The 14,220-nt window shown below is 75.8% G+C and carries 12 protein-coding genes and 2 pseudogenes; 6 read left to right on the top strand and 8 right to left on the bottom strand.

All coding sequences use genetic code 11. The annotated features are described in order from the left end of the window. The first annotated feature begins 148 nt into the window (after window positions 1-148). Complete coding sequence (locus AB0O29_RS14470) at window positions 149-1,348, top strand: RNA polymerase sigma factor (RefSeq protein WP_365151344.1); 1,200 nt, start codon at window positions 149-151, stop codon at window positions 1,346-1,348. Here the strand turns inward: AB0O29_RS14470 and AB0O29_RS14465 are convergent. The 7 genes and pseudogenes from AB0O29_RS14465 to AB0O29_RS14435 form a co-directional block, all read right to left on the bottom strand. Next, window positions 1,338-2,804, bottom strand: a complete 1,467-nt coding sequence (locus AB0O29_RS14465) for a condensation domain-containing protein (RefSeq protein ID WP_365151332.1) — start codon at window positions 2,802-2,804, stop codon at window positions 1,338-1,340. The two genes, AB0O29_RS14470 and AB0O29_RS14465, sit on opposite strands and share 11 nt — an antisense overlap. 72 nt (window positions 2,805-2,876) lie before the next feature. Further along, a complete protein-coding gene (locus AB0O29_RS14460) occupies window positions 2,877-3,239 on the bottom strand; it encodes an STAS domain-containing protein (protein ID WP_365151330.1) in 363 nt (120 codons plus the stop codon). Window positions 3,240-3,312: 73 nt separating this feature from the next. Continuing rightward, window positions 3,313-4,668: a hypothetical protein gene (locus AB0O29_RS14455; protein ID WP_365151341.1), complete on the bottom strand. Its 1,356-nt coding sequence runs from the start codon at window positions 4,666-4,668 to the stop codon at window positions 3,313-3,315. Between the two features lie 102 nt (window positions 4,669-4,770). Continuing rightward, window positions 4,771-4,815 (bottom strand): annotated as a pseudogene (locus AB0O29_RS14450) (hypothetical protein); the annotation flags it as partial. Window positions 4,816-4,883: 68 nt separating this feature from the next. Beyond that, window positions 4,884-6,827, bottom strand: a pseudogene (locus tag AB0O29_RS14445) (AAA family ATPase); the annotation flags it as partial. Window positions 6,828-6,919: 92 nt separating this feature from the next. Then, window positions 6,920-7,816, bottom strand: coding sequence for a LysR family transcriptional regulator (locus AB0O29_RS14440; RefSeq protein WP_365151327.1), 897 nt, complete (start codon window positions 7,814-7,816; stop codon window positions 6,920-6,922). 87 nt (window positions 7,817-7,903) lie between these two features. Further along, on the bottom strand, window positions 7,904-8,656 hold the full coding sequence (locus AB0O29_RS14435; RefSeq protein ID WP_365151338.1) for a GntR family transcriptional regulator: 753 nt from the start codon (window positions 8,654-8,656) through the stop codon (window positions 7,904-7,906). A 229-nt stretch (window positions 8,657-8,885) separates the two neighbouring features. Here AB0O29_RS14435 and AB0O29_RS14430 point away from each other — a divergent pair, with 229 nt between their 5' ends. The 5 genes from AB0O29_RS14430 to AB0O29_RS14410 are packed head-to-tail and all read left to right on the top strand — an operon-like array spanning window position 8,886 to window position 13,672. After that, window positions 8,886-10,049 (top strand): extracellular solute-binding protein, encoded by a 1,164-nt coding sequence (locus tag AB0O29_RS14430; RefSeq protein WP_365151325.1) that lies wholly within the window; start codon window positions 8,886-8,888, stop codon window positions 10,047-10,049. Beyond that, the gene (locus AB0O29_RS14425) at window positions 10,049-10,957 is read left to right on the top strand and encodes an ABC transporter permease subunit (protein WP_365151322.1); all 909 of its coding nucleotides are present in this window, start codon (window positions 10,049-10,051) and stop codon (window positions 10,955-10,957) included. The genes AB0O29_RS14430 and AB0O29_RS14425 overlap by 1 nt, the downstream gene beginning before the upstream one ends. Further along, entirely contained in the window at window positions 10,945-11,916 is a 972-nt protein-coding gene (locus AB0O29_RS14420) for an ABC transporter permease subunit (protein ID WP_365151319.1), read from the top strand. The genes AB0O29_RS14425 and AB0O29_RS14420 overlap by 13 nt, the downstream gene beginning before the upstream one ends. 5 nt (window positions 11,917-11,921) lie before the next feature. Beyond that, a complete protein-coding gene (locus AB0O29_RS14415) occupies window positions 11,922-13,016 on the top strand; it encodes an ABC transporter ATP-binding protein (protein ID WP_365151316.1) in 1,095 nt (364 codons plus the stop codon). Continuing rightward, window positions 13,013-13,672 (top strand): HAD family phosphatase, encoded by a 660-nt coding sequence (locus AB0O29_RS14410; RefSeq protein WP_365151313.1) that lies wholly within the window; start codon window positions 13,013-13,015, stop codon window positions 13,670-13,672. The genes AB0O29_RS14415 and AB0O29_RS14410 overlap by 4 nt, the downstream gene beginning before the upstream one ends. On the opposite strand, the gene AB0O29_RS14405 is transcribed toward AB0O29_RS14410, so the two are convergent. Further along, the gene (locus AB0O29_RS14405; RefSeq protein ID WP_365151310.1) at window positions 13,653-14,138 is read right to left on the bottom strand and encodes a hypothetical protein; all 486 of its coding nucleotides are present in this window, start codon (window positions 14,136-14,138) and stop codon (window positions 13,653-13,655) included. The genes AB0O29_RS14410 and AB0O29_RS14405 overlap by 20 nt on opposite strands. Between the last annotated feature and the right edge of the window lie 82 nt (window positions 14,139-14,220).

Here is a 14,220-nt window from a genome sequence, read left to right as displayed (position 1 = left end):
CGGCCGCGTCGTCGTCCGCACCGCCGAGCCGCTCGCGCTCGACGCGTACGCCGTCCCGCGCCGCGTTTGCCCCGCCGGGCCCCGAATGCTCTGATGGGTGGCCGTGACGGCAGTGACCACGGCCCGGGCGGTCGAGACGGTGTTCAGGATGGAGTCCGCGCGGATCATCGCCGGCGTCGCCCGCATCGTGCGGGACGTCGGCATCGCCGAGGAACTCGCCCAGGACGCCCTGGTCGCCGCCCTCGAACAGTGGCCCGCCTCGGGGATCCCCGACCGGCCCGGCGCCTGGCTCATGACCACCGCCCGGCACCGGGCCGTCGACCTCGTCCGCCGCAGGGAGACCTACGCCCGCAAACTCGCCGAGGTCGGCCGCTCCCTGGAGGACGTACCGCCCCCCGCCGAGCCCGCCGACCCGGACGACATCGACGACGACCTGCTCCGGCTGGTCTTCACCGCCTGCCACCCGGTCCTCGCCACCGAAGCCCGGATCGCGCTCACCCTGCGCCTGGTCGGCGGGCTCACCACCCAGGAGATCGCCCGCGCCTTCCTGGCCTCCGAGCCCACCGTCGCCCAGCGCGTCGTCCGTGCCAAACGGACCCTGGCCAAGGCCGGAGTGCCCTTCGAGGTCCCCTGCGGAGCCGACCGCGCACAGCGCCTCGCCTCCGTCCTGGAGGTCATCTACCTGATCTTCAACGAGGGCTACGCGGCCACCGCCGGAGACGACCTCCTGCGCCCCGCCCTCTGCGAGGACGCCCTGCGCCTGGCCCGGCAGCTGGCCGCCCTGATGCCGGAGGAACCCGAGGTGCACGGGCTCGCCGCCCTGCTGGAGTTCCAGGCCTCCCGCACCGCCGCCCGCACCGGCCCCGACGGCGAACCGGTCCTCCTCGCCGACCAGAACCGCTCCCGCTGGAACCGGCTCCTCATCCGGCGCGGGGTCGACGCCCTCGGCCGCGCCGGCAGCGGCCCCTACGCCCTCCAGGCCGCCATCGCCGGCTGCCACGCGGCCGCCGTCCGCTACGAGGACACCGACTGGACGGCCATCGCCGCCCTCTACGGACGCCTCGTCACCCTGATCCCCTCCCCGGTGATCGAGCTGAACCGGGCCGTCGCCGTCTCCATGGCCGAGGGCCCCGAGGCGGCCCTGCCGCTGGTCGACGCCCTGGCCGGGGCACCCGCCCTGCGCTCCTACCACCTGCTGCCGAGCGTACGGGGAGACCTGCTGGAGCGGCTCGGACGCGGACCGGAGGCCCGCGCCGAGTTCGAGAGGGCGGCCTCCCTCGCCCGCAACGCCCGCGAACGGGACCTGCTGCTGGCGCGCGCCGCCGCCCTCCCCGGCGTCAGCCCCTGACCCCCGCCGCCCGCGCCGCCGCCCGCGGATCCGGCTCGGGCCGGCGCGGGGCCGTCAGCCCCACCGGCCTGCGGAAGCCGCCCGTGCGGGCGACGCACTGCACCGTCCGGCGCAGCGCCTCCTGGAAGTCGTCCATCGTGCGCCGCGCGGCCGGGGTGTCCACGTACAGGGAGTTCATGTGCAGCCCGTCCGCGTCCCGCTGGAACCACGAACACGTCCCGTTGCCCGTCGCCGACCACACGTGCGTGGTCGGCCGCCACTCCTCGTGCCGCTCGGCGCCCGGACAGCGCCGCATGTCGATGTACGAGAAGAAGTTCACCGCGTACGGCCAGGAACGCAGGGCGAACTCCTCCGGCGCCAGCAGCTCCCAGGCCCGTACGAAGGGCACGTCCAGGTGCCGCATCATCTCCCGGAAGCCCTCCCCGACCCCGGCCACCACCTGGGCGAAGTCCTTGCCGGGGGAGGCGTCGAACTCGATCGGCAGGGTGTTGACGAACCAGCCCACCGAGTCGTTCCACTTCTCCCGCCCGCGCTCGCTGACCGGCATGAACCCCCGGTAGACGCCCGGCCCGCCGGCCTCGCGCAGACACACGGCGACGGACGCCAGCAGACCCATGAACGGCTTCGCGCCGGTCTCCCGGCACACCTTCTCGAACACCTCGGCCTCGGCGGCGTCCAGCAGCCACGAGGCCTCGTTGACGATCGGGTACATCCGGTCCGGCTCGACGCCCAGGTCCAGCGGGTAGCGCGGGAAGAACTCCCCGTTGCGCTCGATGAAGGACTTCCAGTAGCCCAGGCGCTCGTCGTCCGCGTCGATCGACAGGTAGCGGCGGCGCTGCTCGTCGGCGAAGTCGAGGTAGCTCGGCGCCGGCGGGAGCACGGGCTCCTCGCCCCGGAGCAGCGCCTCGTACGCGGTGAGCACCTGGTGGGCGACGACCGGCATCGACATGCCGTCACAGACGATGTGGTCGAACGCCAGGTACACCGTCGAGGACTCGGGGCGGACCACCGCGCCCATCACGAACAGCGGCCAGGACAGGGTGTCGATGCTCCGCTGGAAGCGCTCCGACAGGAACGCCCCCAGCCGCTCGGCCGAACCGTGCACCGCCACGTCGTGCGCCTCCAGGGCGAGTTCGCCGGCCGGCAGGGGAGCGCACGACACCTCCCCGGCCAGCCGCAGGAACTCGCACCGCAGCACCTCGTGCCGCTGGACGAAGCCCAGCAGGGCCCGCGCCAGCACCTCTTCGTCGAGCGCGCCCCCGACCTCGAAGGTGACGGCCACCCAGGAGGCGACCCGGTCGCCGTCCGCGCGGCTCTCCTCGGCGACGGTGAAGTGCTTGTCCTGGTTGAACGAGGCCCTCCGGTCCGCCGCGCCCGGAGCGGTCGTCGAGCGCAACCGCCACTCGACCAGGCGCCCCGGCGCCACATGGTGCATCTCCAGCGGAAACTGCCGCATTCACGCCATCCCTTCGTCCCCCGAATCAGCCCCGAGCGCCTTAACGACACCCGGACCGAGGAAGTGACGCCCTCACCCCGGCCCCGGGGCGCCGTCCGCCCGGCCCACCCGGTCCCAGAGGTCCAGCAGCAGCCGGACGGACCGCGAGCCGGAGAGCAGCTCCCAGGAGCGGCCGCCGCCGGTCCACCGGTCCAGGAGGTGCGCCAGGGAGGAGTCGCAGAAGGTGACGCGGGCCGCGTCGAGGACGAGCCGGCGGGCGCCGAGGGCGGCGCCCTCGTCGAGGAGGGCCCGCAGGGGCAGACAGCTGAAGTGGTCGAACTCCCCTGCCAGCCGGACGGAGAGGACCCCGCCGTCGAGGGCGGACCGGATGCGGGGGACCGGCGGACCGGCCGGTTGCGCAGGGGCGCCGAGGGGGCCCGGAAGGGCGGTTTCCATCGAGTCTATGGGGGGGTGTTCACGACCCTCCAACGGGCCTTCCCCCGGCCCGGAACCGGCGCCGCGGCCCACTTCACCCGCGTGGCCGTGGGACGGGCTCCGGCGGCGGCAGCTGGTGGCTTCGGCGCTGTTCCGGCGTCGGCGGGTGCAGGACCCGGCCCGCCGCCAGGCGCAGCAGCCGTCCGGCGGAGCCGGGGGCGGCCGGGGTCCACAGGCGGACCGTGCGGTCGCGCGAGGACGTGGCGATCCGGGTGCCGTCGGGGGACCAGGACAGCCCGTTGACCCAGTCGGCGTGCAGTCCTACGACGGCGACGGGCGCGGCCGCGGCCGGGTCCCACAGCCGCAGCGTCCGGTCCCGGGAGACGGAGCCGAGCCGGGTGCCGTCCGGGGACCAGGCGACGTCCTGGACCCGGTCGTCGTGCCCGGCCAGCACGGCGACCGCCGCGGCGGCCCCGTCGGCGTCCGGGGCCCACAGGCGGACGGTGCGGTCCCGGGACCCCGTCGCCAGCAGGCGCCCGTCCGGCGACCAGGCCACCTGCCACACCTGGTCCCCGTGCCCCTCCAGGGTGCGCAGCCGCTCACCCGTGCGCACGTCCCAGACGACGATCCTCCGGTCCGTTCCGCAGGTGGCCAGCCGCCTCCCGTCCGGCGACCAGTCCGCGCCCGTCACCCAGTCGTCGTGCCCGCGCAGCACCCGCGCGGGCGCCCGGCCGGCCGCGTCCCGGACGTGGACGAGACCGTCGCGCCCGGCGGTCGCCAGCCGGCTGCCGTCCGGTGACCAGCACACCGCCGACACCTCCGAGCCGTGCCCGCCGGGCAGTTCGGCCGCGGGGGTCCCGTCGCGCCGCCACAGGGCCGCCGTGCCGTCGCGCCGCCCCACCGCGAGCAGCGATCCGTCCGGGGACCAGGCGAGGTCCCCGCACTGCCCCGTCGCCAGGACGCGCGGCGGCCCGAACTCCGGTGCGGGCCACAGCCGTACGGTCCCGTCCTCCGAGGCGCTGGCGACCCGGCCGCCGTCCGGGGACCAGGCGTTCTGCCACACCGAGTCGGTGTGCCCGCGCAGGACGGAGGGCGGCGCGGCCGGCTCCCAGACGGCCAGCGTCCGGTCGCGGGAGGCGGTGGCCAGCCGCCGTCCGTCCGGGGTCCAGGCGAGTGCGCGCACCGAGTCCCGGTGCCCGGTGATCCAGAGGGCCGTCCCCTCCCCGTCGGCTCCGGGGTCGGCCTCCAGGTCCCAGATCCGGACGTTGCGGTGGCGGTCGCCGGCGGCGAGCCGGGTGCCGTCCGGGGACCAGGCCAGGCAGTCGACCTTGTCCATGCTGGTCAGGGCGCGCAGCCCCCGGCCCGTGGCCGCGTCCCGGACGACGACCGTACGGTCCTCGGAGGCGGAGGCCAGCCGGGCGCCGTCGGGGGACCAGGCGAGGGCCCGCACCGCGTCACCGTGGGCGGCGCCGGCCGTCAGGGGCGCGCCGCCGGCCGCCGGCCAGATCCGTACGGCCCCGTCCTCCCCGGCGGCGGCGATCCGGGAGCCGTCGGGCGACCAGGCCGCGCACCACGGCGTCCCGTGCGGGCCGTCCAGGGTTCCGGCCGGGGTGAAGGGGCCGTGTCCCAGAGCCGCAGCCCCCCGTCCGCCCCGGCCGACACCAGCCGGGTCCCGTCGGGGGAGAAGGCCAGCGCGGCGAGCCCCTCGCCGTGCCCGCCCCCGGCGCCCGGCTGCCGCAGGGCCGCCGCCCGCCGCCAGGAGGCGGTGTCCCAGACGGTCAGCCGCCCGTCCCCGGTGGCGCAGGCCAGCAGGGCGCCGTCGGGCGACCAGGCCACCGTACGGGGCCGGTCGCCGGGTACGTCGAGGACGACCGGCGGGGCCTCCCCCTCGCCCTCCTCCCCGGGCCCCTCCTCCAGGCCGCGCGCCGCCCAGACCCGCAGCAGCCCGTCCTGCGAACAGGCCGCGAGCCGCGCCCCGTCGGGGGACCAGGCGGCGCCGGTCACGGCCGCGCCGAAGCCCCCGCGCACCGCCCGCAGCAGGGAGCCGTCCAGGGCGGTCCGCAGCGCCTGGAGGACGGCCGGGGTCGGCGCCCACTCCGTGGCCGCCGCGAGGGCGACCGCGACGGCCGTCTCGGGTTCCCGGCTCTCCAGCACCCGGGCCGCCACCGCGTCCGCGGTGCGCGCCCGGGCCGCGCCGTCCGCCCGGGCGCTGCGCTCCACGTACTCGGCCGCCAGCGCCGACGGCTCCAGCCCGGCGGGGGCCTGCTCCCGCCAGGCGCGGGCCGCCGCCAGCCGCTCGCCGGTCAGCAGGAACGACTCGCCCCGGCCGGCGAAGTCCCATTCCCGGGCCCAGCGTTCCCACTCGCCGCGCCGCCGCAGCTGCCCGACGTGGTCCGCGACGGCCCGGCGCAGGGGCGGCCAGCGGCGCAGCAGCGCCTCGTGGGCCAGATCGAGGACGCCCGCGTCGGAGGTCAGCAGCCGGCCCGCGACGAACGCGTCGGCCGTCTCCCGCTCGGCGGGCGCCAGTTCGGCCCGGGCCACCCGCCGCCGGACCGGCTCCTCGCCCTGGACGGTCACCAGCCGCAGCAGGGTCCGCACCACCGGGTCCGGCCCCGCCCCCTCCCACCCGTCCGGTCCGAGCAGTTCGGCGCGGATCCGGTCGGCCTGTCCGACGAGCGCCCCCGCGACCCCGCCCACCTCCCGGTAGTGCGCGTACCCGATCACCGAACCCGGACCGCCCGCCAGCCGGTACAGCTCCTGGAGGGTGTAGGCGAGCAGCGGCAGCGCGTCGCCGCCGCCGCAGTCGTCGACGATCCGGGACACCAGGCCCGCCTCGAAGGAGACCCCGGCGGCCGCCGCGGGCCGCGCCACGACCTCGTGCAGCGCCTCCCGCTCCAGCGCCCCGATGGCCACCGGGTCCCGTACCAGGAAGGCGAGTTCGTCCTCCAGGAGGCCGGTCAGGAAGTCCGAGCGCAGGGTGCCCACCAGCCACAGCCCCGGCCGGCGCGCCAGCTCCTCGCGCACCGCGGCGGCGAAGGCGGTCCGCTCGCGCGGGCCCGACAGGGTCAGCAGCTCCTCCAGCTGGTCCACCACCAGCACCCGGGGCCGCCCGTCGGCCGGGACGCCGTCCAGCGCCCGCCGCAGCGCGCCGACCGGATCGGTGCCGGGGGTGATCGCCGGGTACGCGGTCCAGCGCGAGCGGCGCCCGGTCAGCGCGGGCAGCAGCCCGGCGCGGACCAGCGAGGACTTGCCGGAGCCGGAGGGACCGACCACCGTCACGAACCGGTGGGCCCGGGCCGGGACCGCCGGGTGCAGCCGGCCGACGAGCGCGGCCGTCTCCCGCTCCCGCCCGAAGAACACGGCCGCGTCCTCCTCCCCGAAGGCCTCCAGCCCCGGGTACGGGGGCTGCCCGGCCGTCCACGCCACCGGCACGGCCACGGGACGCCGTTCCAGCCAGCGCAGCCACAACTGGCCGCCGACCAGGGCGAGGAGCCCGATCCCGACCAGGGGTATCGACCACTGGCGCAGCAGCCGCAGCGGGAGAGGCACCTCGCCCTCCACGTTGGTGGCGTAGTTGGTCGCGATCCCGAGGAGGGCGCCGACCAGCATGAGCAGGACGTCGAGTACCAGTGCGAGCGGTCGTCGTTGCATGGGACCGGAACCTAGCCGCGGGGCCCCTGCCCGCGCATGCGTTCCGGGTCCTACGTCCCCGGTCCCCCGTAGCCCACCGAGGCGCGCAGGGCGTCCGCCAGGGCCCGGGCGTACGGCTGCGGGGCGCGCGGGGGAGCGGCGACGCCGAGGTGGCGGGCCGGGCGGGGCGGGGCGAGGGGGACCACGGCGGAGCCGGCGGGCGGGGCCAGGGCGATGTGCGGGACCAGCGCGACGCCGACGCCCGCCCCGACCAGGGTCTGGGCGAAGAAGTAGTCGGTGGTGGAGGCGGCGATCCGCAGCTCGAAACCGGCCCGGTCCGCGTAGCGGCGCAGGAAGGCCTCCGTCTTGAGGCAGCCCAGTACCCACCGGTCGGCCGCCAGCTCGGCCGGCTCCACCTCCACCCGCTCCGCCAGCCGGTGCCCGGCCGGCAGGACCGCGTAGAGCGGGTCCTCCAGCAGCGGCAGCCAGGACAGACCCGTCCCGGAGGGCAGCGGGCCGTCGAAGTGGTAGGCCAGGGCCAGGTCGGCCGCACCGGAGCGGACCATCGGCAGCGAGGCCTCCGGTTCGGCCTCCAGCACGGTCAGCTCCACCTCCGGGTGCGTGCGGACGAAGGAGGCCAGCGCTCCCGGCAGCAGGTGGCGGCCCCCGCTGGTGAAGGTGGCGACCGTCAGCCGGGGCCGGCCGGCGGCGAGCCGGTCGATCCGGGCGCGGACCCGGTCCAGTTCGGCGGTGACGGTCTCGGCCGTCTCCACCAGCAGCCGGCCCGCCTCGGTGAGCGTGACCCCGCGCGTGCTGCGCTCGGCCACCGGGTGGCCGAGGCCCCGCTCCAGCGCGGCGATGTGCTGGGAGACCGCCGAGGGGGTCAGCCGCAGGGCCGCGGCGGCCCGGTTGAAGCTGCCGTGGTCGGCGACGGCGCGCAGCACGCGCAGCCGGTGCACGTCGATCAACGGTGTTCCTCGGGGCGGTTCGGGGGCGGTCGGTTCCGCTGGGACCCTACAGGGGCGGGCGCGGGGGCCGGGAGGCCTGAGGGGGGCTCAGCGCTCGCCGCCGCCCGGGTGCCGCTCCAGCGGGGCGGCTACTGCCGAGTTGCTCACACTGAAGGTGACGCTGCCGGCCCGGTAGCGGTCGTCGGACCACTCGATCGGGCGGCCCGTGCGGGTGGCCGATACATGACGCTGGCGCAGCAGCGGGCTGCCGCGCCGGACCTCCAGCAGCCGGGCGTCCTCGCTGCCCGCCGGGAGCGCGTCGATCAGGTGCTCGCCGTAGTGGGCCACCACCCCCGAGTCCGCGGCCAGGCCGTCCATCACCGAGCGGCAGTCCTCCGGCATGGCCTCGACGGCCGCCGCGACCCAGTCGGCGTACGCGGTCCGCTCGACCATCACGGGCTCCCCGTCCAGCAGCCGCAGCCGCAGCGCGGCGAGGACCTCCGTGCCCGGCGCCAGCGCGAGCCGCTCCGCCTCCTCGGCCGTCGCGGGCCGCCGGGTGCGCGACAGGAACCGGCTGCGGGCCTCGTGGCCCACGCCCTCGGCCCACTGGGCGAAGCTGTTCAGCTCGCCGAAGCTGTGCCGGCGCTCGTGCCGCAGGACGATCCTGCGGGCCCCCTGGCTGGAGCCGACCAGCCCCTCGGCGGCCAGGGTGGCGACGGCCTGGCGGACGGTGCCGCGCGAGGCGGACCAGCGGGCCGCCAGATCGCTCTCCGACGGCAGCCGGGCGCCCACCGGGTACTCCCCGGACAGGATCGCCCGGCGCAGCTCCTCCGCGATCTCCAGATACCGGACCGTGCCCATGCCGTTCGCCCCCCGCTCGCCGTGTGCGGGTCGTCCCGCACCGCCACTCATGATCATCCCAGTGGGTTCTGTCACGACTTCTTTCGGTCATTCTCGTGTTTTCGTCGAGCCGTGCTCCCCGGTCCAGACGCCGTTCACCGTCCGTACAGCCGGCCCGGGCGAACTGGGGCCAACTTGTTCAGACAAGTGAAGCCTGACGAGTGATCCCCCTTCGTCTCCGGGAGAGACCGTGTTCCGTTCCTCCGCCCGTCGCGGTGCGGCCGTCCTGCTCAGCGCCGCCGCCCTGGCCACCCTCAGCGCGTGTGGCGCCGCCCCCGACCAGCCCGCCGCAGGCGGCGACGCCAAGGGCAAGGCCCAGCCGGCCACCGCCGCCTCTGCGGCCGACCTCGGCGGCATGGACGCCCTCGTCGCGGCCGCCGAGAAGGAGGGCCAGCTCAACGTCATCGCCCTGCCGCCGGACTGGGCGAACTACGGCGAGATGCTCAAGGCCTTCCAGGCCAAGTACCCGAAGATCAAGGTCTCCAGCGAGAACCCGGACGCCGCCAGCGCCGACGAGATCGCCGCCGTCAAGTCCCGCAAGGGCCAGAAGCGCGCCCCCGACGTCCTCGACCTCGGCATAGCCTTCGCCCGCAGCGGGGCCGACGAGAACCTCTTCGCCCCCTACAAGGTCACCGCCTGGGACAAGATCCCCGGCTCCCAGAAGGACGCGGACGGCCGCTGGTACAACGACTACGGCGGCTACGTCTCCATCGGCTGCGACGCCGCGAAGATCCCCGCCTGCCCGCAGACCTTCGCCGACCTGCTCAAGCCCGAGTACAAGGGCAAGGTCGCCCTCAACGGCAACCCGACCAAGTCCGGCTCTGCCTTCGGCGGCGTCTACGCGGCCGCCCTCGCCAACAAGGGCTCCTTCGCCGACATCCAGCCCGGCATCGACTTCTTCGGCCAGCTCCGCAAGAGCGGCAACTTCATCCCGGTCGAGTCCACCCCCGCCACCGTCGAGAAGGGCGAGACGCCCATCTCGATCGACTGGGACTACCTCAACGCCGGCTACGCCGAGCAGTTCAAGGGCAAGGGCGTCGACTGGAAGACGGTCGTCCCCGCCGACGGCGTCTACGCCCAGTTCTACTCCCAGGCCATCAACAAGGAGGCGCCCAACCCGGCCGCCGCCCGCCTGTGGATGGAGTTCCTCTACAGCACCGAGGGCCAGAACATCTGGCTCAAGGGCCACGCCCGCCCCGTCCTGCTCCCGAACATGACCCAGGACGGCACCGCCGACAAGGACGCCGTCGCCAAGCTCCCCCAGGTCCAGGGCACCCCGTCCTTCCCGGCCTCGACCGAGCTCGACAAGGCCAAGGCCGCCCTCGCCGAGAAGTGGGACAAGGCCCTCAGCTGATGTCCGCACCCACCACCACCCCCCACCGTGAGGGGACCGCCGGCGGCACCACCCCCCGCCGCCGGCGGCGCGGCCCGCGCACCTGGCTCGCCGCCCTCCCCCTCCTCGTCTTCACCGGGCTCTGCTTCGGCATCCCGCTGGGCGCCATCGCCTTCGGCGCGGTCACCCGCACCGACCCCGCCACCGGCGCCACCCACGTCACCGGCGAGCACCTGGCCCGCTCCCTCCAGGGCCCCTACCTCACCTCCCTGACCGGCAGCGTCCAGCTCTCCGCCCTGACGGCCCTGCTCGCCACCCTCCTCGGCGTGCTGATCGCCCAGGCGGTGGTCACCTCCCGCTCCACCGCCCTGCGCTCGGCGGCCCTCACCGCCTCCGGCGTCCTCGCCAACTTCGGCGGGGTCCCGCTGGCCTTCGCGTTCATCGCCACCGCCGGCATCTCCGGCGTGGTCACCCAGCTCGCGGACCTCACCGGCCTCGGCTGGGACCTGTACTCCTTCACCGGCCTCACCGTGGTCTACCTGTACTTCCTGATCCCGCTGATGGTCCTGGTCACCGTCCCCGCCCTGGACGGGCTGCGCCCCCAGTGGCGCGAGGCCGCCCAGAACAACGGGGCCACCGGATGGCAGTTCTGGCGCCTCGTCGGCCTGCCGGTGCTCACGCCCTCCCTGCTCGGCGGGTTCGTCCTGCTCTTCGGCACCGCCTTCGCGGCCCACGCGACGGCCGCCGCGCTCGTCGGCGGCTCCGTACCGCTGGTCACCCTGAAGATCGCGGACGCCCTCTCCGGCAACGTCCTCACCGGCCAGGAGAACGTGGCGCTCGCCCTCGGCCTCGACATGATCCTGATCGCCGGCCTGGTCATGGCGGTCTACCTGCCCCTCCAGCGACGGAGCGCCCGATGGCTGCGATGACCGAGACCACCGATCCCACCGAGGCCACCGGCACCGCGCACACCGCCGGGACCGTCCCCGGGGCCGCGCCGGACGAGGCCGCCGCCCCCGCGAAGGACGCCGCCCGGGCGCGGAGGGCGGCCCGCCCCCGCCCCCGGATCTGGCGCGGCGCCGTCCTCGCCCTCGCGGGCGCGTACTTCCTGCTCCCGCTCCTCGCCTCCTTCGTGTTCACCGTCCACGTCCCCGGACAGGGCGTCACCTTCGAGGCGTACACCGAACTGCTCGGCGCCGACGGGTTCTCCCAGAGCCTGCTGCTCTCCCTGGGCCTGGCCGCCGCCACCATCGCCCTGTCCCTGCTGCTGGCCGTACCCGCGCTGATCGCCGTACGGATCGGCTCGCCGAGGCTGCGCCCCGTGGTGGAGGTGGTGTGCATGCTGCCGCTGGTGGTACCGCCGATCGCCCTGGTCACCGGGATCACCACCGTGCTCCGCTGGGGCCCCGAGCACCTCTCGCGCACCCCGCTCTACCAGACCTTCATCGCCGTCCAGGACGAGCGGTTCCCCGTCGTCCTGGTCCTCGCCTACACCGTGCTGGCGCTGCCCTTCGTCCACCGCTCGCTCGACGCGGGCCTGCGCGCCGTGGACGTCCCCACCCTGGTCGAGGCCGCCCGCAGCTGCGGGGCGAGCTGGCCGTACGTGGTGTGGCGGGTGCTGCTGCCGAACCTGCGGACCTCCCTCGCCGGGGCGGCGTTCCTCACCCTGGCGCTGGTGCTCGGCGAGTTCACCATCGCCTCCCTGCTGGGCTTCCGCCCCTTCGCGGTGTGGATCGTCTCCATCTCCGGCGCCCAGGCCCGGATGTCGGTGGCCGTCTCCATCCTCAGCCTCCTGATCACCTGGCTGCTGCTGCTCGTCCTCTCGCGGGCCGGAACCGCGCCGTCCACCACGGCCTCCGCCCCCGCCACCTCCCGCAAGGAGTCCTGACCCGCATGTCCACCACCCTGACCGAGGCCGGGAAGCCGGCCGAGTCCGCCGCGACCGGGGGCGCCCGCGTCGAATTCCGCGGCCTGCGCCGGGCGTTCGGCACCACCACCGCCCTGGACGGACTCGACCTGACCGTGGAGCCCGGCGAACTCCTCGCCCTGCTCGGCCCCTCGGGCTGCGGCAAGACCACCGCCCTGCGCGTGCTCGCCGGCTTCGAACACCCCGACTCCGGCGAGGTCCTGGTCGACGGCCAGGACATCACCCGGGTCCCGGCCAACCGCCGCGACGCCGGGATGGTCTTCCAGTCGTACAGCCTCTTCCCGAACCTCAACGCCCGCGAGAACGTCGCCTTCGGCCTGCGCGTACGGGGCGTCCCGGCGCCCCGCCGCCGCGAACGCGCCGCCGAACTGCTGGACCTCGTGGGCCTCCCCGAGCACGGCGAGCGCTACCCCCACCAGATGTCCGGCGGCCAGCAGCAGCGCGTCGCCCTCGCCCGCGCCCTGGCCCTGCGCCCGCGCGTGCTCCTGCTCGACGAGCCCCTCTCGGCCCTGGACGCGAAGGTGCGCGCCAACCTGCGCGAGGAGATCCGCCGGCTCCAGCTCTCCCTCGGCATCACCACCGTGTTCGTCACCCACGACCAGGAGGAGGCCCTGTCGATGGCCGACCGGGTCGCCGTCCTCAACGCCGGGCGACTGGAGCAGTGCGCCGCCCCCGCCGAGCTCTACGAGCGGCCCGCGACGCCGTTCGTCGCCGAGTTCGTCGGCACCATGAACCGGCTGCCGGGCCGCCTCAGCGGCTCCGGGCAGGTGGACGTGGCCGGCACCCGGCTGCCCGTCGACGGGCCGGTCCCCGCCGGGCCCGAGGTCGAGGTGCTGGTCCGGCCCGAGAACCTCACCGTCACCGCCGACGCGGACGGCACCGCGACCGTCGCCTCGGCCTCCTTCTTCGGCGCCGTCACCCGCCTCCACCTCGACCTGCCCGGGGGCACCCGGGTCAAGGCCGACGTCCCCTCCCGGGACGCGGGCGGGCTCGCCCCCGGCGCGCGCGCCACCGTGGGCCTGGCCGAGCGGCCCGTACTCGTCGTGGCGAGGGCCGCGTGAGCGAACTGGCCGCCGTCCTCTTCGACATGGACGGCACGCTCGTGGACACCGAGGTGCTGTGGTGGGAGACCACCGAGGAGGTCGCGGACCGCCTCGGCCACCGGATCGGCCCGGCCGACGCCCCCGAGGTCGTGGGCCGCGCGGTCGCCGACACCGCGGCCCACCTCGTACGGGTCACCGGCCGCGCGCAGGCCGCCGCCGTGGCGGACGAGCTCACCGAGGGCTTCTTCCGCCGGGTCGAGGCGGGCGCCCCCGTCCGGCCCGGGGCCCAGCGGCTGCTGACCGCCCTGGAGGCTCAGGGCGTGCCCTTCGCCCTGGTCAGCGCCTCACCGCGGGTGGTCGTCGACCAGGTGGTGGGAGGCGCGCTGGCGCACGTCCCCTTCGCCTTCACCCTCTCCGCCGACGACACCGCGCGCACCAAGCCGCACCCCGACCCCTACCGCACGGCGGCCGGCCGGCTCGGCCTCGACCCCGGACGGTGCGTCGCGGTGGAGGACTCCCCGGACGGGGCGGCCTCCGCCGAGGCCGCGGGCTGCCCGGTCCTGGTCGTGCCCTCGCTGCTGGAGGTGCCGGCCTCGGAGGCCCGCACCTTCGCCGCCTCCCTGGAGGAGGTCACCCCGGAACTGCTGCGCGGCCTCAGGCGCACAGCCGGATGATGTCGAGGATGCCGTCGGCGTAGGCGGCCGTCGGGCTGCCCGGCCGGCCGGCCAGCTCCCCGGTCAGCTGCGGCAGCCCGGCCCGGATGTGGGCGGTGCACCGCCCGTACAGCCCCGCCTCGTCCGCGGACCCGTCGTCCTCGGAGGTCAGCAGCGCGAGCAGGGTCCGCAGCAGCGCCTCGCGGGTCGACAGCCGGGGCGGCCCGGCCGCCCAGACGGCCATCAGCACCGCGCACACCGCGGGGGCGGGCGGCCAGAGCCTGGGCCGGGTGAAGACGTGCCCCTCCAGGGCGTGGAAGGCCGCCGGATGGCCTTCGGCGGCATGCCACAGGGTGTCCTCCAGATGCTCCGCCGAACGGCCGCAGCCGCAGGTGGTGGACGCCCAGTCGTGCCGTGCGATCGTCTCCCCGACGGCGGCGGGCACCAGCGGGCTGCTGCGCGCGGTGTCCTTGTCCTTCCCTCTCATGAGGCCCAAGTATGGGAGCGGGGGAGGGGCCCGGTCGACCACCCCGTCCGAGGGGCGGACACGACGGAGCCGGGACGCCCAT

The organism is Streptomyces sp. NPDC089915 (assembly GCF_040684675.1).
GTDB lineage: Bacteria > Actinomycetota > Actinomycetes > Streptomycetales > Streptomycetaceae > Streptomyces.
Note: the sequence above shows the minus strand (reverse complement) of the source record. Positions and strands in the feature narration are given on the sequence as shown.